Annotated in this window: 11 protein-coding genes; 2 read left to right on the top strand and 9 right to left on the bottom strand. The window is 35.4% G+C overall.

What is annotated here, in order from left to right:
* The first annotated feature begins 122 nt into the window (after positions 1-122).
* On the top strand, positions 123-632 hold the full coding sequence (locus AC061C_RS00545; protein ID WP_309755710.1) for a pyridoxamine 5'-phosphate oxidase family protein: 510 nt from the start codon (positions 123-125) through the stop codon (positions 630-632).
* A gap of 63 nt (positions 633-695) precedes the next feature.
* Here the strand turns inward: AC061C_RS00545 and AC061C_RS00540 are convergent, their stop codons facing one another.
* The 5 genes from AC061C_RS00540 to AC061C_RS00520 form a co-directional block, all read right to left on the bottom strand.
* On the bottom strand, positions 696-2150 hold the full coding sequence (locus AC061C_RS00540) for a LysM peptidoglycan-binding domain-containing protein (RefSeq protein WP_478289577.1): 1455 nt from the start codon (positions 2148-2150) through the stop codon (positions 696-698).
* Between the two features lie 711 nt (positions 2151-2861).
* Positions 2862-5129, bottom strand: a complete 2268-nt coding sequence (locus tag AC061C_RS00535) for an aconitate hydratase (protein ID WP_478289576.1) — start codon at positions 5127-5129, stop codon at positions 2862-2864.
* Positions 5130-5270: 141 nt separating this feature from the next.
* Positions 5271-8042, bottom strand: coding sequence for a bifunctional aconitate hydratase 2/2-methylisocitrate dehydratase (locus tag AC061C_RS00530; protein ID WP_478289575.1), 2772 nt, complete (start codon positions 8040-8042; stop codon positions 5271-5273).
* A gap of 338 nt (positions 8043-8380) precedes the next feature.
* Entirely contained in the window at positions 8381-9334 is a 954-nt protein-coding gene (locus tag AC061C_RS00525; RefSeq protein WP_309759348.1) for an AAA family ATPase, read from the bottom strand.
* A gap of 119 nt (positions 9335-9453) precedes the next feature.
* Entirely contained in the window at positions 9454-10863 is a 1410-nt protein-coding gene (locus AC061C_RS00520; RefSeq protein ID WP_478289574.1) for a peptidylprolyl isomerase, read from the bottom strand.
* 582 nt (positions 10864-11445) lie between these two features.
* On the opposite strand from AC061C_RS00520, the gene AC061C_RS00515 reads away from it, so the two are divergent.
* Complete coding sequence (locus AC061C_RS00515) at positions 11446-13035, top strand: peptide chain release factor 3 (RefSeq protein WP_478289607.1); 1590 nt, start codon at positions 11446-11448, stop codon at positions 13033-13035.
* 85 nt (positions 13036-13120) lie between these two features.
* Here the strand turns inward: AC061C_RS00515 and AC061C_RS00510 are convergent, their stop codons facing one another.
* The 4 genes from AC061C_RS00510 to rpoB all read right to left on the bottom strand — a co-directional run bounded on the left by AC061C_RS00510 (position 13121) and on the right by rpoB (position 22739).
* Complete coding sequence (locus AC061C_RS00510) at positions 13121-13483, bottom strand: hypothetical protein (protein WP_478289573.1); 363 nt, start codon at positions 13481-13483, stop codon at positions 13121-13123.
* Between the two features lie 437 nt (positions 13484-13920).
* Positions 13921-14232 carry a DUF3467 domain-containing protein gene (locus AC061C_RS00505; protein WP_073354716.1) on the bottom strand — a complete coding sequence of 104 codons (312 nt, stop codon included), beginning with the start codon at positions 14230-14232 and terminating at the stop codon, positions 13921-13923.
* A gap of 57 nt (positions 14233-14289) precedes the next feature.
* A complete protein-coding gene (gene rpoC / locus AC061C_RS00500) occupies positions 14290-18603 on the bottom strand; it encodes a DNA-directed RNA polymerase subunit beta' (protein WP_417985259.1) in 4314 nt (1437 codons plus the stop codon).
* 323 nt (positions 18604-18926) lie between these two features.
* A complete protein-coding gene (gene rpoB, locus AC061C_RS00495) occupies positions 18927-22739 on the bottom strand; it encodes a DNA-directed RNA polymerase subunit beta (RefSeq protein WP_417946904.1) in 3813 nt (1270 codons plus the stop codon).
* Positions 22740-22794 lie beyond the last annotated feature (55 nt).

Genomic DNA, 22794 nt, shown 5'->3' with positions numbered 1-22794 from the left:
GTTACCGTTTTAATACGTGAAAAATGAAACTTTTCTTCTTAATTGTATAATGCGATTCGCGCCTTTGTTGACCATCTTTGTAAAACAAAACAGCAAAATTCAATTCATATAAAACTAGGATTATGAGCGATACAAAAAATGAATATACAGTTGAAGGAGTAGACAAACTTAAGAGCCTTGTTAAAGATATCAATACCTGTCTTTTTTGTACTAATCTGGAAAAGAATGATGGAGCGACTGCAAGACCAATGGGTGTAGTTGATGTATGTGACGAGGGAAACATTTGGTTTTTTAGTGAGAAAAATAGCGACAAGAATAAAGAAATAGAACACGATGCTGCTGTTCAACTATTTTTTGCCCATCCTGGAAAAGGGAGTTATATGGTAGTAAATGGTGAAGCCAGCATCAATACTGATCCAGCAAAAATTGAAGAGTTGTGGACTCCTGTAGTGAACATTTGGTTTAAGGAAGGAAAAAAAGACCCCAACGTATCCGTCATTAAAGTCAAACCGACTAGTGCCTATTTTTGGGACGTTGATGGCAATCAAATGATCAATTTTCTAAAAATGGCAGCCTCTGTAGTCACTGGCACCAATTTAGTAGGTGGGAATTCAGGTGAAATAAAAATTTAGTAGTAATAAAAAACGCTTCAGTAGTTGAAGCGTTTGCAATAATACGGAAGGCAAGGCACCAAATTATTGTAATACTCTATTGATTTGAGAGAAATTTTTCTCGTAATACTTTTCTTTAGTAGACGAAATAATCACACCGTTGCTAACCGAAGAGTGAATGAATTTTATTTCTCCCTCACAAACTTCAACCACCATACCTACGTGATTAATTTGGCTTCGGCCGTTTGTTTTAAAAAATATAAGATCTCCTTTTTGAGCTTCTTCAGTATTAATTCTTGTACCAATACTTGATTGTTCTCTCGATGTCCTTGGTAATTTTATGTCAAAAGCTTCAAAAGTCGAACACATAAGACCTGAGCAATCAAATCCTGCTTTTGAAGTTCCTCCAGATCGGTATCGAGTTCCTATATTTTCTGAAGCCCGCTGAATCAATTGATCCAGAAAATCGTGATTAAATGTTGGTTTTAATCCATTGTTAAAATCAATTTTAGTATTCTCAATAGGAGCGGCATTTATTTGATCTGCGCTAACAATTACATTATTTTGTATGGGCTCATTATTAGCACGAATGCTTAGTTTATCTCCTACGCGAAGTCCGTTTTTAACGGTTGGATTTTGATTTTCTAGTTCTTTTACCGTTAGTCCATATTGTTTAGCAATACCGTATTTAGTTTCTTTTGGTAAAACTTCCCGAGTTACAATACCGGAAGGTTCAGTCTCGGTTTCTTTTACATCAGTAATAGCAATGATTTTTGGTTGAAACAGCTCTGTTTTTTGTTCTAAAACTACTGCCTCTTCTGATTTTGATACTTCTTTGACTGGTTCAGCAACAACTACCATTTCTGGAGTTGACACTTCTTTATTTTCTGAAGCAGCAACAATTGTTTCACTCGATAGATTTCCATTTCCTGGAATTGTTATTTTTTGACCAACTCGAAGTGCTTTAGTTCCTATTGTTGGGTTGGCTCTATCTAATTCTTTTACTGTAATTCCGTATTTTCTGGCGATTGAATACTTGGATTCTTTAGGCAAAACGGCAATTGTAGTTTGCTCTGCAGTGAAATTTCCTGTTTCAGTAAACTTTGCGGCAACTGCTATTTCAGGTGAAGATGCTTGAGCCGGAAGTATAATTTTTTGACCTATTTTTAATCCAGTGGCTTCTAATGTTGGATTGACTTCGTTTAATTCTTTCAGCGAGATTCCGTATCGTTTAGCAATTCCGTATGGTGTTTCTTTGGCTAAAACTTCATGCTCTTTACTGGTATAATTTGTTGCAATTTTAGATTTTACATTGGACTTTTTTGAAGCGGCAACTGGAATTAATAAAATGGAATTGAGTTTTAAAAGATTTTTTGATTTTGGATTTAATTTAAAAATAGCACTCTGTTTTACGTCATATTTCTCTGCAATACTTGAAATTGTTTCTCCTTTTGCGATAGTGTGTTTAGTGGTTTTCTCCTGTGAAAAAAGAACGATACTATTTAATACAAACAATGTTACAATTAATCTTAAACTCATATTCATCTATTTCAAATTACTTACCCCATTTTTATTCTACACAGCGATTTCGGGATATAATTATTAAATCTCGCTCTGGTTTTGCTTTTTTACTTTTCTTTTTAAAAAATTGTAAAAATGTTCCTAATCTCTTTCAAAAAAAAGAAATTCGGAATGTGTCCATTTTAAATTCTGATTGATTTTCTATTTCAAATACATTAGCAGTTGAAATAATAAAGCACTATTTTCCGACTGGATTATTGCTTTTGAAATAAAATTTGAGAGAGAAGATGGGAATAAATTTATCCGATACTCTTCTGACAATTATTTTATTTAAAAAGCTAATATATATCATTTATTCAAAAATACCCAGACTTTTTCAAATTTTAACGCTCAAAAAACAAACTTTAACGCTTTTTTTTGACTTTTATCGATGATTTTACGGTCAAAAGCAACTGTAGGCATTGGCTTTTGAGGTCTATCAAAACGTCATTTTTATTCCTTTCTTTTTAGCCCTGATGAAAGTGAAAAGCCTTTTGAAATCCAATTGCTATTTTTTTCCTGAGTATAAAGAGCGACTGAAAAAAGCTCCTTTATGCGCTGGAAAAAAGCAATTGGATGAAAAAGCTTGAAACGCTCAGCAGGAAATAGCTCCTTAGAAAAATAGGAACCATACATAGAAAAACGCCCTAGTTTCCTAAGGCGTTTTGAGTATAAAATAGCTGGCTTGGTTTATGCGTTTCCCGCTGCTGCGATTAAATTTAAGGCAGAACCGGCAACAAACCAACCTATTTGACCCTCGTTATAGGTATGATTTGCCAAAATACTATCTGTAGTCCCATCAGTATGCACGAACTCTAATGTTAGTGGTTTTCCTAGAGCAAAATCGACTAAATCTATAAAATTGATCGTGTCATCTTCTTGAATTTTATCGTAATCAGATTCTGTTGCAAACGTCAATCCCAGCAAGCCTTGTTTTTTTAGATTGGTTTCATGGATCCGTGCAAATGACTTGACCAAAACGGCTTTGACACCTAAAAAACGAGGCTCCATGGCGGCATGTTCTCGAGATGATCCTTCACCGTAATTGTGATCGCCAACAACAATAGAAGGAACTCCGGCCGCTTTATAGGCGCGCGCAACAGCAGGAACCGCATCGTAGGTGCCGGTAAGTTGATTTTTAACAGAATTTGTTTTTTGATTAAAGGCATTAATGGCTCCGATTAACATATTATTAGAAATATTATCTAAATGCCCACGGAAGCGCAACCACGGACCTGCCATTGAAATGTGATCTGTGGTACATTTCCCAAATGCTTTGATCAATACTCTAGCTCCCAAAATATTTTTCCCGTCCCAAGGTAAGAATGGCGCTAATAATTGCAAGCGCTCTGACGTGTCACTTACTGAAACTTGAATTCCAGAACCGTCTGCAGCTGGTGCTTGAAATCCAGGATCTTCAACATCAAATCCTTTTGGTGGTAATTCGTCGCCTGATGGTGCATCCAGTTTTACCTCATCTCCATTTTCATTTATTAATGTATCTGTTAATGGATTAAAACTTAAATCTCCTGCTATGGCTAAAGCAGTAACTAGTTCTGGCGAACCTACAAAAGCCAACGTATTAGGGTTCCCGTCAGCTCTTTTTGAGAAGTTTCTATTGAATGAATGTACGATTGTATTGCGTTCTTCCTTGTCTGCGCCTTCACGATCCCACATTCCGATACATGGTCCACAAGCATTTGCAAAAACAGTTGCTCCCATTTTGTCGAAAACATCAATAAATCCGTCACGTTCTATGGTGTAGCGAACCATTTCAGAACCTGGTGTAATGGTAAATTGGGATTTTATTTTTAAATTTTTATCGGTAACTTGTTTTGCGATAGAAGCCGCTCGCGCAATATCCTCGTAGGATGAATTGGTGCAAGAGCCAATTAAAGCTACTTCAATTTTTAAAGGCCAATTGTTTTTGAGGGCTTCCTCTTTTACTTTTGAAATTGGCGTTGCTAGATCTGGCGTAAAAGGACCATTTAAATGTGGTTCTAATTCGTCTAAATTGATTTCGATTACTTGATCAAAATACAGCTCTGGGTTTTCATATACGGCAGCGTCGCCAGTTAAATACGATGCAATTTTATCTGCAGCATCTGCAACATCAGCTCTATCTGTAGAACGCAAATACCTACTCATAGATGCATCATAACCAAAAGTAGAAGTCGTTGCGCCAATTTCGGCACCCATATTACAGATTGTTCCTTTTCCTGTGCAAGACATAGCGGTTGCGCCTTCGCCAAAATATTCAACAATAGCGCCTGTTCCTCCTTTTACGGTAAGAATTCCAGCAACTTTAAGAATTACATCTTTTGGAGCAGTCCACCCCGATAGTTTACCCGTTAATTTTACTCCAATTAATTTAGGAAACTTTAATTCCCACGCCATTCCTGACATAACATCTACCGCATCAGCACCACCAACACCAATAGCTACCATTCCTAAACCACCTGCATTTACAGTATGGGAGTCGGTACCGATCATCATTCCGCCTGGAAAAGCATAATTCTCTAACACCACCTGATGAATAATTCCGGCGCCTGGTTTCCAGAAACCAATTCCGTATTTATTAGAAACGGAAGAAAGGAATTCAAACACTTCGTTGCTTTGAGTTTTGGCTCTAGCCAAATCAGTGACTGCATTCACTTTGGCCTGAATCAAGTGATCGCAATGCACTGTTGTAGGAACTGCCACTTTAGATTTTCCTGCATGCATAAATTGCAATAAGGCCATTTGAGCCGTTGCATCTTGGCACGCCACTCTATCTGGAGCAAAATCTACATAATCTGCACCTCGCATAAAAGCTTCAGTTGGCATTCCATCCCAAAGGTGGTTGTATAAAATTTTCTCTGTTAGCGTAAGCGGACGCCCAACTATTTCGCGTGCTTTATCTACACAAGTGGTCATGTTGTCGTACACTTTTCGAATCATTTCTATATCAAAAGCCATATCAAATTGTTTTTTGTTGCTACACGTTAGTAATTATTGAATCATTACAAGGTACAAAAAATAGAGAAGGCATACTCATAAAAAAAGCCTAAGTCTTTTATACAGACTTAGGCTTTTAGAATTATTTATTTTACTATTTTGCTAATTTGCCAATAATTTGTGAGAAGGCGCAAACTGAGTTAGGTTAATTCCTTTCACGGCAGCTTTGTATTCTTCAATCGTTGGCGTTCTCCCTAAAATGGTAGAAAGTACCACAACTGGTGTTGATGAAAGCAAGGATTCTCCTTTTTTACCCTCTGAATCTTCAACAACTCTTCCTTGAAAAAGACGCGTAGAGGTTGCCATCACCGTATCTCCTTTGGCTGCTTTTTCTTGGTTACCCATACATAAATTACAACCAGGACGCTCTAGATACAGAATATTTTCATATCCAGTACGTGCAACGCCTTTTGGAGCATTATCATCAAATTCGAATCCAGAGTATTTTTGTAACACTTCCCAATCTCCCTCTGCTTTCAATTCGTCTACGATGTTGTAGGTTGGCGGTGCTACCACTAGCGGTGCTTTAAACTCTACTTTACCGTATTGTTCGTCTATATTTTTTAGCATTTGAGATAAAATCTTCAAATCGCCTTTGTGTACCATACAAGATCCTACAAAACCAAGATCTACTTTTTTCACACCGCCGTAAAAAGAAAGCGGACGAATCGTATCGTGCGTGTAACGCTTAGAAACATCTGCATTGTTTACGTCTGGATCTGCAATCATAGGTTCAGCAACGATATCTAAATCAATAACTACTTCGGCAAAATATTTTGCATTGGCATCAGGAGTCAAAGCTGGTTTAGTACCTGACTTAATTTCTTCAATTCTATTATTGGCAATCGCAATCAATCCTTTTAGAACTTGCTTTTCGTTATCCATACCTTTATCGATCATGATCTGGATTCTTCCTTGCGCAATTTCTAACGATTTGATTAAAGTATCGTCTTCAGAAATACAAATCGAAGCTTTCGCTTTCATCTCAGCTGTCCAGTCCGTAAAGGTAAAGGCTTGATCTGCAGTAAGTGTTCCTAAGTGCACTTCGATAATTCGACCCTGAAATACATTTTCTCCGCCAAATTGTTTCAACATTTGAGATTGCGTAGCATGAACAACATCACGGAAATCCATGTAATTTTTCATGTCGCCTTTAAACGTCACTTTTACTGATTCTGGAATTGGCATAGACGCTTCTCCAGTAGCAAGTGCTAGCGCAACGGTACCGGAATCTGCACCAAATGCAACTCCTTTTGACATTCTAGTATGCGAGTCACCACCAATAATGATAGCCCACTCATCTACAGTAATATCATTTAAAACTTTGTGAATAACATCGGTCATGGCGTGATATTCCCCTTTTGGATCCCGAGCCGTAATTAAACCAAAATCATTCATAAACTTCATCAATCTTGGAATATTCGCTTTCGATTTATTGTCCCAAACTGATGCAGTATGACAACCGGACTGGTAAGCACCATCAACAATAGGTGAAATCACAGTTGCTGCCATCGACTCTAATTCTTGAGAAGTCATTAAACCAGTCGTGTCTTGAGACCCTACGATGTTTACGGTAACACGAACGTCAGAACCTGCATGAAGCACTTTTCCTGGCGTATTCCCAACTGCGTTTTTATTAAATATTTTTTCAACTGCCGTCAATCCTTGTCCTTCAACAGAAACTTCTTTTGATGTAGCAAAAACGGGAACAATTGCGATTCCTAATGTTCTAGAAGCAAAAGTTTGTAATTTTTTTCCAAAAACAATCGCATACGATCCTCCAGCTTTAATGAACTCCATTTTTTGAGGAGTAAATGCTTTAGCAATATCGATTAATTCTGTATCGCCATTGTATAATTTTTTTGTTTTGGTATTGATGGTTAATACCGTTCCAGTAGCAACCGAATAGGCTTCTTCCAGCACAACATCGCCACTTTCGTTACGAATTGGATCCCCATTTTGATCTAACTTTTTTACCCAGTTTTTAAGATCTAGACCAATACCGCCCGTTACATCAACAGTAGTAAGGAATATTGGTGAAATTCCGTTTGTTCCTGCTACAATAGGCGCAATATTTATAAACGGAACGTACGGACTTGCTTTTTTACCGGTCCAAAGCGCCACATTATTCACACCTGACATTCTTGATGAACCTACGCCCATAGTTCCTTTTTCAGCAATAAGCATCACACTTTTATCAGGATGTTGCGCTTGCAGGGCTTGGATTTCGTCTTGTGCAGCTGGAGAAATCAAGCATTTTCCATGAAGTTCACGATCTGACCGAGAGTGCGCTTGGTTACCAGGCGACAATAAATCTGTTGAAATATCTCCTTCGCCAGCAATATATGTTACTACTTTTATTTCTTCAACTACTTCTGGAAGCTTTGTAAAAAACTCCGCTTTAGCATAACTTTCTAAAATAGTTGTAGCAATTGTATTTCCATTTTTATAGGCTTCTTCTAAGCGATTCGTATCTGCTTCATATAGAAAAAACTGTGTTTTCAGCACCTCAGCAGCCTGCTTGGCAATTTCGATATGGTCTCCTAAAGCTAAATCTAATAAAACTTTAATAGAAGGTCCCCCTTTCATGTGTGATAATAATTCAAATGCAAAAGCGGGAGTAATTTCATTAACTACTGCTATTCCTTGAATAATTTCCTTTAAAAAAACTGCTTTAGCACCAGCTGCAGGTGTAGTACCCGGCACGGTATTGTAAATGAAAAAATGTAATGATTCGGCACGATCGGCGTTTTCAATATCTTTTATCTGTGTAATGATTTCGCTTAGTAATTCAGCACCATCAATAGGTTTTGGATGTAATCCCTGCCCTTTTCTTTCTTCGATTTCTCTTAAATAATCGCTATACATGCTCATAATAGATTTTTTTCAATGTTAGTGGCTAATTGCTTTGATTCACACAAAAATAAAAGCCAAAATAGCTCAATTTTTATTTATCTCGCAAATTTAGTTATTTCAAATGATATTTAAAAAAATTTAGGGGATGCAGTGATTTGAAAACATATTATTACCTAATACTGATTTTTGATGCGTATAATTGATAAAATTTTAAAAAATTAACACAATACTGCTTAATCCATACTAAATTATTTACAACAGCTTCATTTTTGAAAAACAAAAAGAACGACGACTAAGAAATCGTTATAGTTGGGACAAAAAACTTGTAAAGCAAGTCGAAATTTTTAAAACAATTTTTAAAACAATTTTTCAATAATCATTTCTTCAGTAATGCCTTCAGCATCTGCTTTGTAGTTTTTTATGATTCTATGACGCAATATTCCAATGGCTACTGCTTTCACATCTTCGATATCTGGTGAAAATTTACCTTTAAAAGCAGCATTGGCTTTGGCAGCTAAAATTAAATTTTGAGAAGCTCGAGGTCCCGCTCCCCAATCTAAATAATTTTTTACAAACTCATTAGACAACGGATTATCCGGACGGGTTTTGCTAACCAGTGTTACCGCGTATTCAATTACATTATCTGCAACTGGGATTCTACGAATCAACTGTTGAAAATCAATTATTTCCTGAGCGGTAAACAATGGGTTTATCGTATTTTTTATATCCGAAGTGGTTTGCTTTACCACTTGAACTTCTTCTAAAAACGAAGGATATCCTAGTTTAATAGCAAACATAAATCGATCTAATTGTGCTTCTGGCAAAGGATACGTTCCTTCTTGCTCAATAGGATTTTGAGTAGCTAGCACAAAATACGGCAAGTCTAGTTTGTGGTTTTCACCCGCAATCGTTACCGAACGTTCCTGCATCGCTTCCAGTAGTGCGGCTTGTGTTTTTGGTGGTGTTCTATTGATCTCATCTGCAAGAATAATATTCGAAAAAATAGGCCCTTTTATAAATTTAAAATGACGATTTTCATCCAATATTTCACTTCCAAGAATATCCGACGGCATCAAATCTGGCGTAAATTGAATTCGCTTGAAATTAAGTCCTAACGCCTGCGAAAGTGTATTTACCAATAGTGTTTTGGCCAATCCTGGAACTCCAACTAATAATGCGTGACCTCCAGAAAAGATGCAAAGCAAAATCTGGTCTACAACCGCATCTTGACCCACAATGATTTTGGCTATTTCTGTCTTTAATTCGTTTCGTTTTTGAACTAAGTTATGAATTGCTGCTACGTCTGACATGTAATGAGTATGTTTAAAATTAAAAAGAGTTAGCTTTATGAAAACATAAAACTAACTCTTTTATTTGTTTATCGAAAATATTTTATTCTTAATTCTAAGCTCTAAAACAATTTGCGAATCTATTTTTTTAACCAATTGTTAGTAAAAGCACAATCTCTATATTCTCCGATGATTTTGATGTATGTTTCTTTAATTTTTTCGTCAAACCATTTTCCAATAGTCGAAATCTTCTTTTGGGTTAGCGCTAATTCTTTGATTTTGATGTAATCCTTCGCATAGTCCGCTGCATGTTCATCAATTCGATTAGTTACAGTAACTATTTTAAATTTCTTCTTACCTTCTTCACCTTGATCCAATATTGGAGCCGAAACTTCACCCTCTTTCAAATTGGAAACTTGGCTGTAAAAAGTAGGATCCATTTTGGTCAATTCAAAACGCGTGTCTTGGGTTTGTGGATTGATTAATGCTCCACCATTTGCTCTTGTTTCTTTTTCATCCGATAAGGTTCTTGCTGCTTCCGCAAAAGTGATTTCCTTATCTTCAATTCTTTTTTTAATCAACGTAATTTTTTCTTTGGCCTCAGTTAGTGCCGCGTCCGTTACTGTTGGACTCAACAATATATGACGTAATTCTATTTCTTGCCCTTTGATTTTTTCAACTAAAATGATATGATAACCAAAAATTGTTTCAAATGGCGCCGAAATTTCTCCTTCTGCAAGACTGAAAGCGACATCTTTAAATTCCTTTACAAAAGGTGTCTTGCGATTCATCTTGTAGAAACCTCCATTTGACCTTGAGGCAGGATCCTGGGTATACAAAACTGCTTTTGTAGAAAAGCTAGAACCTTCCTCAATTTCCTTTTTGAAACCATTTAGTTTATCAATTACTTTTTGCTTGTCGGCATCGGAAACTTTTGGAGTAACAACAATTTGAGCTACTTCTAATTCAACACCAAAAAAGGGTAAATCTGCTGCTGGTATTTTTTTGAAATAATTTCGAACTTCTTCTGGAGTGATTTCTACACCATCTACAATTTTCTTTTGCATTTCTGAACTCAACTTACCTTCTTTCAAAATATCTGAGAAGTACGTTCTAAATTCCTCTTCAGAATCCTTCTTGTAATACTTCACAACTTTATCTAAAGAACCAATTTGCTCTACCATATAACTCAATCGGTCTTCCATCATACCCTTCACTTCTGCATCAGTAACTACAATACTGTCCTGAATGGCTTGATGTGCGTACAATTTGTCTTCTAATAACTTCCCTAACATTTGGCATCTTGTAATATCTTTTACAGATCCGCCTCCCGCTGAAATTTCAAGATACGATTTGTCAATATCTGAATCTAATATGATGTAATCTCCAACAGTAGCAATGACACCATCTATTTTTTGTTTACCAGTTGATTGTATTTTCTTGATTGGAACAATCACAGAGTCCTTAATAATTTCTTGCGCACTTATTGTAACACATGTAAAAAGTAAAAGAAAAAAAGTAAATACAATTCTATTATTAATGGATTTCATTTCTGTTTTATTTATTGGCATTATTCTAATTTCTATTTGTCGTAAAAAGGTACTTATTCTATTGTTCTTAAACCTTTTGATAGCTGCCTGATTAATTTTGGCAAATATACACTTTAAGAATCAACAACTGAATTGAAATTTTACAATACAATTCTTAAGTATTCTTTAAATTTAAAACGAACAAAAATAGCAATTCAATTACATAATACAAGTTTCCATCTTACTATTAACAAAAAATTATAAACGCATTTGTTTATTCGAATATTCGATTGTTAAAGTATAAACAAAATGAATATTGGAAAAAAAATTAAAATCTCAAATACTAACGGTTACTTTCATTTCTTATTTAAAAGTGTGTACAATTGATAGTCTATTTGGTCAATCAATATGTAACAAGTAAAGATCATCGAGGCTGTGTGAAAAGATGGCCTTCTTTTTTATCATTTATTAAATCATCACATTTCTAATATTGAATTACAATCCTATGAATTGCAACTTCAAAATCCAACTACTCCAATTAGCGGTTACAATTTTTTTAATTGGCATATATAAATAGTACTTTTGCAAACTATTTATACAAATATGGGCTTTTTAGAAGAAATACAACGCAGAAGAACTTTCGGGATTATCTCACATCCTGATGCCGGAAAAACAACACTTACAGAGAAACTCCTCCTTTTTGGTGGTGCGATTCAAGAAGCAGGTGCTGTAAAAAATAATAAAATTAAAAAAGGTGCTACCAGTGACTTTATGGAAATTGAACGCCAGAGAGGTATTTCGGTTTCCACTTCGGTTTTAGCATTCAATTATAAAGACAAAAAAATAAATATTCTCGATACGCCGGGACACAAAGATTTTGCAGAGGATACTTTTAGAACCTTAACTGCTGTCGATAGCGTTATTGTTGTAATTGATGTGGCAAAAGGTGTCGAGGAACAAACAGAGAAATTAGTTGCGGTTTGTAGAATGCGAAAAATCCCAATTATTGTATTTATCAACAAATTAGACCGAGAAGGAAAAGACGCTTTTGACTTGATGGACGAAGTGGAACAAAAACTGGGTTTAACGGTTACTCCATTGAGTTTCCCAATAGGAATGGGGTATGACTTTCAAGGAATTTACAACCTTTGGGAACAAAACATAAACTTATTTAGTGGCGACAGCCGTAAAAACATTGAAGAAACGATTGCTTTCTCCGATGTTCAAAATCCTGAATTAGAGAAAATAATTGGTCAAAAACCAGCCGATAGATTGCGTGAAGAATTAGAATTAATAGACGAAGTATACCCAAAATTTGATCGTCAAGATTATTTAGACGGAAAACTACAACCTGTATTTTTTGGTTCTGCATTGAACAATTTTGGAGTTAGAGAATTATTGGATTGTTTTGTTCAAATTGCTCCGTCACCAAGACCCAAAGATTCAGAAACACGATTAGTAGATCCGAAAGAGGAGAAAATGTCTGGATTTGTTTTTAAAATCCACGCCAATATGGATCCAAAACATCGAGACCGTTTAGCTTTTATAAAAATTGTCTCTGGAACTTTTGAAAGAAACAAACCGTATTATCACGTGCGTCAAAAGAAAAACTTAAAATTTTCTAGTCCAAATGCTTTTTTTGCTGAAAAGAAAGAAATTGTAGATATATCGTATCCTGGTGATATTGTTGGCTTACATGACACTGGAAATTTCAAAATTGGGGATACGTTGACCGAGGGAGAAATCATGAGTTTCAAAGGAATTCCAAGTTTTTCTCCAGAACATTTCCGATACATCAATAATGCCGATCCAATGAAAGCCAAGCAATTGGATAAAGGAGTCGATCAGTTGATGGATGAAGGTGTTGCTCAGTTATTTACTTTGGAAATGAACAACAGAAAAGTCATTGGAACGGTTGGCGCACTTCAATATGAGGTAATTCAGTACCGTTTAGAGCATGAATATGGCGCAAAATGTACGTATGAAAACTTTCCGGTACACAAAGCGTGTTGGGTAAAGCCTAATGATATCAAAAGTGAGGAATTTAAAGAATTTAGACGAATAAAACAAAAATTCTTAGCTCATGATAAGTACGGACAATTAGTATTTCTAGCTGATTCTGACTTTACAATCCAGATGACACAAAATAAATATCCGAATGTGAAATTATTTTTTACTTCAGAATTTGAGTAAATCACATTCTTTTGAAATAGTTACAAAAAAACGCTAATTTTTCAATTAGCGTTTTTTTTATATCCCTTTTAAAATAAATTTCTACTTAAGAAACCATACTGCCTGTATCTACCGCTTTCTTTAAAAAAGCTTTGATTAACAAACGGTTTGGAGCAGAACCAGATGTTATAACCTGTATTTTTGCACTTGAACTTTCTTTAGATATTGTACCGTTTGGATCTTGTTTAGTACCCATAAACCATAAAACAAAATTCATACTGTTTGATTGAGTGGAAACTGCTGAGACATTTTCTTTTTTTGCATTACTGTTAACTTCAATCGTACTATCATCCACTAACTTTTGTGCAGATTGACCAAATACAGATATGTTTGACAGTAATATAAAAACGAACAGTATCAAGAGATTTGAAATCCCTTTAGTGTTAGCTTTTAAAGTAAAATATTTCATAACAATTCGTTTTTTATAAAACCCAGAATACGTTTATCTGTTTCAAGAGCGAAAGTATACCATTTATAAACGAGCAAAAAATATTTTCGATTAAGAACAATTATACTCGTTTAAAGCACAAATTTGTTATAAACGACCAAAATTTAATAATGAGTTAATGTTGGCGTATTTAATAAACACTTTAACTTAAAGTAGTTAAAAATGGTAAAGCTCAAAATAGTTACAAAGCATAAACTAAAAAAACAGCACAGTTAATCCTTGGACTGAACTGGTAAAACTGAAGTGTATTTTAAACTCCGATTTTATTTGTAAAACCATAAAAGCATTCCAATCATGGCTATGTAAAATTTCAAAAGGTGAAATCAATTAGCTACTCTTCCCATCCAAAAATAGCCTATAAATAAAAAAGGCTCCATTTCTGGAGCCTTTTAAAAATATTATGCTTGTCCTGCCGGACCAAAATTAAGCGGTATTGGTGCCTGTTCAGTGTCTTTTATTTCGCCATGAGCGACTTCAAAACGATGAATATTTTCTCCTATTGCTTTTAACAGCCTTTTAGCATGTTGCGGTGTCAAGACAATTCTTGATTTCACCTTAGCTTTAGGAATACCTGGCATAATGCTTACAAAATCTAAAACAAACTCTGATGAAGAGTGATTTATTATTGCCAAATTGGAATAAATTCCTTCAGCAATTTTTTCATCTAGCTCAATATTAATTTGCTCTTGTTGTTGATTAGAATTACTCATAAATATTAATTTTTTTTCCTATTTCCTCCCTCTCCTTTGGGGAGGGCTGGGGTGGGGCTAGTAAATATATTCTTCTTTGTTAGCCATCATATCATTATAATCTTCTTTCGAACCTACAATTGTGTTGTCATATTCTCTCATACCTGTTCCGGCAGGGATTCTATGTCCTACAATTACATTTTCTTTCAATCCTTCTAAGTAATCAATTTTACCTGCAACAGCAGCTTCGTTCAATACTTTAGTGGTTTCTTGGAAAGATGCAGCAGAAATAAACGATTTAGTTTGAAGCGATGCTCTTGTAATACCTTGTAAAACTGGCGTTGCTGTTGCAGTAACAACATCACGAGCTACAACAAGATTTTTATCTGTACGTTTCAATAAAGAGTTTTCATCACGCAACTCACGAGGCGTAATAATTTGTCCTTCTTTTAATGCACTAGAATCTCCAGCATCTTCAACTACTTTCATACCGTATAATTTATCATTTTGAACGATAAAATCTTTAGTGTGAATTAATTGATCTTCTAAGAATAAAGTATCACCTGGATCCTGAACTCTTACTTTACGCATCATTTGACGTATTACTACTTCAAAGTGTTTGTCGTTGATTTTTACCCCTTGCAAACGGTATACTTCTTGAATTTCATTTACCAAATACTGTTGAACAGCTGCTGGTCCTTGAATTCTTAAAATATCATCTGGAGTAATTGCACCATCAGATAAAGGTACCCCTGCTCTTACAAAGTCATTTTCTTGAACTAGAATTTGGCTTGATAATTTAACCAAGTATTTTCTAACGTCACCAAATTTAGATTCGATAACAATCTCACGGTTACCTCTTTTGATTTTTCCAAAAGAAACAACACCATCGATTTCAGAAACAACAGCTGGGTTTGAAGGATTACGAGCTTCTAACAACTCTGTAATTCTAGGTAAACCTCCAGTAATATCTCCTGATTTAGAAGAACGACGTGGAATTTTTACCAATACTTTACCTGCTTTAATTTTCTCACCGTTTTCAACCATCAAGTGGGCTCCAACTGGTAAGTTATACGAACGAATTAGTTCGCCTTCTTTACCGTAAACCAATAAAGTAGGAATTAATTTTTTAGCTCTAGATTCAGAAATTACTTTTTCTTGGAAACCAGTTTGCTCATCAATTTCAACCATGAATGATTGACCTTGCTCTAAATCTTCGTAAGCAATTTTACCAGTAAACTCAGAAACGATAACTCCATTATATGGATCCCATTTACAAATTACATCTCCTTTAGCAACAGATTGACCGTCTTTAACGAAAATACTAGAACCGTAAGGAATATTATTTGTACTTAATAAGATACCTGTTCTTTCATCAATTAATTTCAATTCCGTAGAACGAGATACAACAATATCAACCGAATTGCCTTCGCTATCTTCACCTTTTACAGTTTTCAAATCTTCGATTTCAAGCTTACCTGCAAATTTGGTAATAATACTTGATTCCTCAGAAATACCACCCGCAACCCCACCAACGTGGAATGTACGTAGTGTTAACTGTGTACCTGGTTCTCCAATAGATTGTGCTGCGATAACACCAACTGCTTCTCCTCTTTGTGTCATTTTACCAGTAGCTAAATTTCTACCGTAACATTTTGCACAAATACCTTTTAACGCTTCACAAGTTAATGGTGAACGCACTTCCACTTTCTCGATTGGAGAAGCGTCAATTGCTTTCATTATAACTTCAGTGATTTGCTGTCCAGATTGAATTAAGACTTCATTATTCAAAGGATTTACAACGTCCTGTAATACAACACGTCCTAAGATTCTTTCTCCTAATGATTCAACAATTTCCTCATTTTTCTTCAATGCTGATACTTCAACACCTCTTAGTGTACCACAATCTTCGATGTTAACAATAACATCTTGAGATACATCATGCAATCTTCTTGTTAAATATCCTGCATCGGCAGTTTTCAATGCCGTATCCGCAAGTCCTTTACGCGCACCGTGAGTAGAAATAAAATACTCAAGGATAGAAAGACCTTCTTTAAAGTTAGAAAGAATCGGGTTTTCAATAATTTCACCACCACCAGCAGTAGATTTTTTTGGCTTAGCCATCAAACCACGCATACCAGTTAACTGACGAATTTGTTCTTTGGAACCCCTTGCTCCAGAATCAAGCATCATATACACTGAGTTGAAACCTTGTTGGTCTTCTCTAATGTTTTTCATTGCTAACTCTGTCAATTGAGCATTTGCTGAAGTCCATACATCAATAACTTGGTTGTAACGCTCGTTATTGGTAATAAGACCCATGTTATAATTTGCAGAAATACCTCCTACTTGCTCTCTTGCGTCGGCAATTAATTTAGGTTTCTGATCTGGAATTCTAATATCCCCAAGAGAGAATGACAAACCACCTTTGAAGGCAAATTTGTACCCCATGTCTTTCATGTTATCCAAGAAAGCCGCTGTTGTAGGTACATCAGTTGAACTTAAAACGTGACCGATAATATCTCTAAGGTTTTTCTTAGTCAATACATCATTGATATATCCAGCTGCTTCTGGTACTACTTCATTAAATAATACACGACCCGCAGTAGTTTTAATGATTTGGTAAACCAACTCACCTGCTTCATTAAAATCTTTTGCTCTAATTTTCACAGAAGCATTCAATTCTAATCTACCTTCATTCAAAGCAATATTTACTTCTTCAGCAGAATAAAAAGTGATTCCTTCTCCTAAAATTTTAAGCTCTGGAGTTGATAAACGTTCTTTGGTCATATAATATAGACCCAAAACCATATCCTGAGAAGGTACCGTGATTGGAGCTCCATTTGCAGGATTCAAGATATTGTGAGAACCCAACATTAATAGTTGTGCTTCCAAAATTGCTTCTGGTCCTAACGGTAAGTGAACTGCCATTTGATCCCCATCAAAATCCGCATTAAATGCAGTACAAACTAAAGGATGCAATTGGATTGCTTTTCCTTCAATTAATTTTGGTTGGAATGCTTGAATACCTAGTCTGTGCAAAGTAGGAGCACGATTCAGTAATATTGGGTGTCCTTTAATTACATTTTCAAGGATATCCCAAACTACAGGCTCTTTCTTATCTATTATTTTCTTAGCTGATTTAACCGTTTTTACAATTCCTCTTTCAATCAATTTACGGATAACGAAAGGTTTGTATAATTCTGCTGCCATATCTTTTGGGATACCACATTCAGACAATTTCAATTCAGGTCCAACAACAATTACCGAACGAGCAGAATAATCCACACGTTTTCCAAGTAAGTTTTGACGGAAACGACCTTGCTTACCTTTCAACGAGTCAGAAAGTGATTTTAATGGTCTGTTTGATTCTGTTTTTACTGCCGATGCTTTACGCGTATTATCGAAAAGTGAATCTACAGATTCCTGCAACATACGTTTTTCATTTCTTAAGATAACTTCTGGAGCTTTAATCTCCATTAATCTTTTCAAACGGTTGTTACGTATAATTACACGACGATATAAATCATTTAAATCTGAAGTTGCAAAACGACCTCCATCAAGTGGCACAAGCGGACGTAATTCTGGTGGAATAACTGGTACCACTTTCATAATCATCCATTCTGGACGATTCTCACGGTTCAAGTTAGACTCACGGAAAGATTCAACAACTTGTAATCTTTTTAACGCTTCAGTTTTACGTTGTTTAGACGTTTCATTGTTAGCGTTGTGTCTTAATTGGTAAGACAATGCATCAAGATCAATTCTTGCTAATAAATCCATAATACATTCTGCTCCCATTTTGGCAACAAATTTATTAGGATCAAAATCATCAAGATACTGGTTGTCAGCAGGAAGAGTGTCTAAAATATTTAAATATTCTTCTTCTGTCAAAAAGTCTAATCTTTGTAAAGATTCACCTTCCGCATTTTTAGCAATACCAGCTTGGATTACTACGTATCTTTCGTAGTAGATAATCATATCTAATTTCTTAGATGGAAGACCAAGGATATAACCAATTTTGTTTGGAAGAGAACGGAAATACCAGATATGAGCAATTGGCACAACAAGATTGATGTGACCTACTCTGTCTCTACGTACTTTTTTCTCTGTAACTTCAACACCACAACGGTCACAAATGATTCCTTTGTAACGTATTCTTTTATATTTTCCACAAGCACATTCAAAATCTTTTACTGGTCCGAAAATACGTTCGCAGAAAAGACCATCACGCTCTGGTTTGTGCGTTCTGTAGTTGATAGTTTCCGGCTTTAACACTTCACCTCTTGATTCTTTCAAGATAGATTCAGGAGAAGCAAGTCCGATTGAGATTTTATTAAACCTTTTTACAGGGTTTTTATCTTTATTGTTATTATTTCTATTATTCATCATAGTTTTTACTATTGATTTATTTGCAATTAAAAAATTGATTCTCATCTAAGTCGAAAGTTTGAAAGTCTAAGGTCGAAAGTCATACGAGACTTTAAAAACTTTATGACATTTGACTTGCGACTAAAAGATTACCTCGGATTACTTCTCTAAACTTCAACAAATTTTTGAAGTGCTAGTTATAAAATCTTTTGAGATCTTATAAAAAATCGGAACGGGTTACGGGTCTAAATCCTAAAAACTCTTATAAAAAAGTGCTCAGTACTCAGGATTTAGCGTTCAGTTTATCACTGATTACTAAATACTGAACACTGAATACTAACCTTTTATTCTTCTAAACGAATGTCTAGTCCAAGACCTTTCAATTCATGCATCAATACATTGAATGATTCTGGTAATCCTGGTTCCGGCATAGATTCACCTTTTACGATTGCTTCGTAAGTTTTTGCTCTACCAATAACATCATCAGATTTCACAGTCAAGATTTCTCTAAGAGTACTTGATGCTCCATAAGCTTCAAGTGCCCAAACCTCCATCTCTCCAAAACGTTGACCTCCAAATTGAGCTTTACCTCCAAGTGGTTGTTGTGTAATCAACGAGTATGGACCTATAGAACGTGCGTGCATTTTATCGTCAACCATGTGTCCAAGTTTCAACATGTAGATAACTCCTACTGTTGCCGCTTGATGGAAACGTTCTCCTGTACCACCATCATATAAATGTGTATGTCCAAAACGTGGTATTCCAGCTTCGTCAGTCAATTCATTAATTTGATCCAAAGTTGCTCCGTCAAAAATTGGTGTAGCAAATTTTCTACCCAAGTTCATTCCAGCCCAACCAAGTACCGTTTCATAAATTTGACCAATGTTCATACGTGAAGGTACCCCAAGTGGGTTCAACACGATATCAACTGGCGTTCCATCTTCAAGGAAAGGCATATCTTCATGACGAACGATACGAGCAACAATACCTTTGTTACCGTGACGTCCCGCCATTTTATCCCCAACTTTCAGTTTACGTTTTTTGGCAATATATACCTTAGCTAATTTCAAGATTCCTGCTGGCAATTCATCTCCAACAGTAATAGTGAATTTCTCTCTACGTAATGCACCTTGTAAATCGTTCAATTTAATTTTATAGTTATGAATTAAATCATTCACCATTTTATTAGTTGCATCATCAGCAACCCATTGACCTTTACTTAAGTGAGCAAAATCTTCAACAGCATAAAGCATTTTTTGAGTGTATTTTTTACCTTTTGGTAAAACTTCTTCACCCAAATCATTCATTACACCTTGAGATGTTTTTCCGTTTACGATCAAGAAAAGTTTTTCAACTAATTTGTCTTTTAATTCAACAAATTTAACTTCAAACTCCATTTCAAGTGCTCCTAAAGCATCCTTGTCTTGAGTACGTTTACGTTTATCTTTCACTGCTCTTGCGAACAATTTTTTGTCTAAAACAACACCATGTAAAGAAGGAGACGCTTTTAATGAAGCATCTTTTACATCACCTGCTTTATCCCCGAAGATTGCGCGAAGCAATTTCTCTTCCGGAGTAGGATCTGATTCTCCTTTTGGAGTAATTTTTCCGATCAGAATGTCACCAGGTTTAACCTCTGCTCCAATTCTAATCATACCATTTTCATCTAAATCTTTAGTAGCTTCTTCAGAAACGTTCGGTATATCGTTCGTTAATTCTTCGTTACCTAATTTAGTATCTCTAACTTCAAGTGAATAATCATCCACGTGAATAGAAGTAAAAATATCGTCACGAACTACTTTTTCAGAAATTACAATCGCATCCTCAAAGTTGTACCCTTTCCATGGCATAAATGCAACTTTTAGGTTTCTACCTAAAGCCAATTCACCATTTTGAGTCGCATACCCTTCTGATAATACTTGTCCAGGAACCACTCTATCCCCTTTTCTTACGATAGGTTTAAGGTTGATACTTGTACCTTGATTGGTTTTTCTAAATTTAATTAGATTGTATGTTTTCTCATCTGGCTCAAAACTCACCATTCTTTCTTCCTCAGAACGATCGTATTTGATAGTGATGATATTTGCATCTACATATTCTATAACTCCATCTCCTTCAGCATTAATCAATACTCTAGAATCAGAAGCTACTTGACGCTCTAAACCAGTTCCAACAATAGGAGCTTCAGGACGAATTAATGGTACGGCCTGACGCATCATATTAGATCCCATCAAGGCTCTATTCGCATCATCATGTTCCAAGAAAGGAATCAAAGACGCTGAGATAGAAGCAATCTGGTTTGGCGCAACATCGGTGTAATCTACTCTTGTTGGTTCAATTACAGGGAAATCACCTTCTTGACGTGCAATTACGTCTTCGGCAGTAATTTTTCCAGTGGCATCCATTTGAATGTTTGCCTGAGCAATCATCATTCCCTCTTCTTCTTCTGCGCTTAAGTACACTGGAGTAGACACTAAATCTACCGTTCCATTGGTTACTTTACGGTATGGTGTTTCAATGAAACCCATTCCGTTTACTTTAGCATAAACCCCAAGAGATGAAATCAAACCAATGTTTGGTCCCTCAGGAGTTTCAATTGGACATAAACGTCCATAATGCGTATAGTGAACGTCACGTACTTCAAATCCGGCTCTTTCTCTCGAAAGTCCACCTGGTCCTAGTGCAGATAGTCTTCTCTTATGCGTAATCTCGGCAAGCGGATTAGTTTGATCCATAAACTGAGACAACTGGTTTGTTCCAAAGAAAGAGTTGATAACAGAAGATAATGTTTTTGCATTAATCAAATCTATTGGTGTAAACACCTCGTTATCTCTAACGTTCATTCTCTCACGAATGGTTCTAGCCATACGCGCTAAACCAACACCGAATTGTTGAGACAATTGTTCTCCAACTGTTCTAACACGACGGTTTGATAAGTGATCAATATCATCAATCTCTGCTTTAGAGTTAATCAATTCGATCAAATATTTTACAATAGTTATGATATCTTCTTTGGTCAAGACTTGCTTTTCCATTGGAGTATCTAAACCTAATTTTTTATTTATTCTATAACGACCTACCTCACCTAAGTTGTAACGTTGGTCAGAGAAGAACAATTTATCTATAATACCACGAGCCGTTTCTTCATCAGGCGGTTCAGCATTACGTAATTGTCTATAAATATGTTCAACAGCCTCTTTTTCAGAGTTTGTTGGATCTTTTTGCAATGTATTATGAATGATAGCATAATCACCTTGATTAGCATCTTCTTTGTGTAACAAAATAGATTTAACGTTAGAATCAATGATTTCCTCAACATTATCTTTGTCGATAATTGTATCTCTATCAAGGATTATTTCGTTACGTTCGATAGAAACTACCTCACCAGTATCTTCATCAACGAAATCTTCATGCCATGTATTCAATACACGTGCAGCTAATTTTCTACCGATGTATTTTTTAAGTCCTGTTTTTGAAACTTTAATTTCCTCTGCAAGATCAAAAATCTCAAGAATATCTTTATCTCTTTCGAATCCAATAGCACGGAATAAGGTAGTAACAGGTAACTTTTTCTTTCTGTCGATATAAGCGTACATTACACTATTAATATCTGTAGAAAATTCTATCCAAGAACCTTTAAAAGGAATTACTCTGGCAGAATACAATTTTGTTCCATTTGCATGGAATGATTGACCAAAGAAAACACCCGGAGATCTGTGTAATTGAGAAACAACTACACGCTCGGCACCATTAATAACAAAGGTACCACTCGGTGTCATGTAAGGAATTGTACCAAGATAAACATCTTGAACAATAGTTTCAAAATCTTCGTGTTCTGGATCTGTACAATATAGTTTTAACCTTGCTTTTAAAGGCACACTATAAGTAAGACCTCTTTCTATACATTCTTGAATTGTATAACGTGGTGGGTCTACAAAATAATCAAGGAATTCTAATACAAAGTTATTTCTTGTATCAGTAATTGGGAAGTTTTCCATGAAGGTGTTGTAAAGCCCTTCGTCACCTCTTTCGTCAGATTTAGTTTCTAATTGAAAAAAATCTTTAAACGATTTAACCTGAACATCTAGAAAATCTGGATAGTCAGGAATATTTTTTGTGGAGGCAAAATTCAATCTTTCAGTCTGATTTGTTAGCATCAATGGACAAAATTTTGATTAAAAAAGTAATTTTTGGTGTAAATAAAAATTTATT

Source organism: Flavobacterium sp. GNP010, assembly GCF_056428945.1.
Note: the sequence above shows the minus strand (reverse complement) of the source record. Positions and strands in the feature narration are given on the sequence as shown.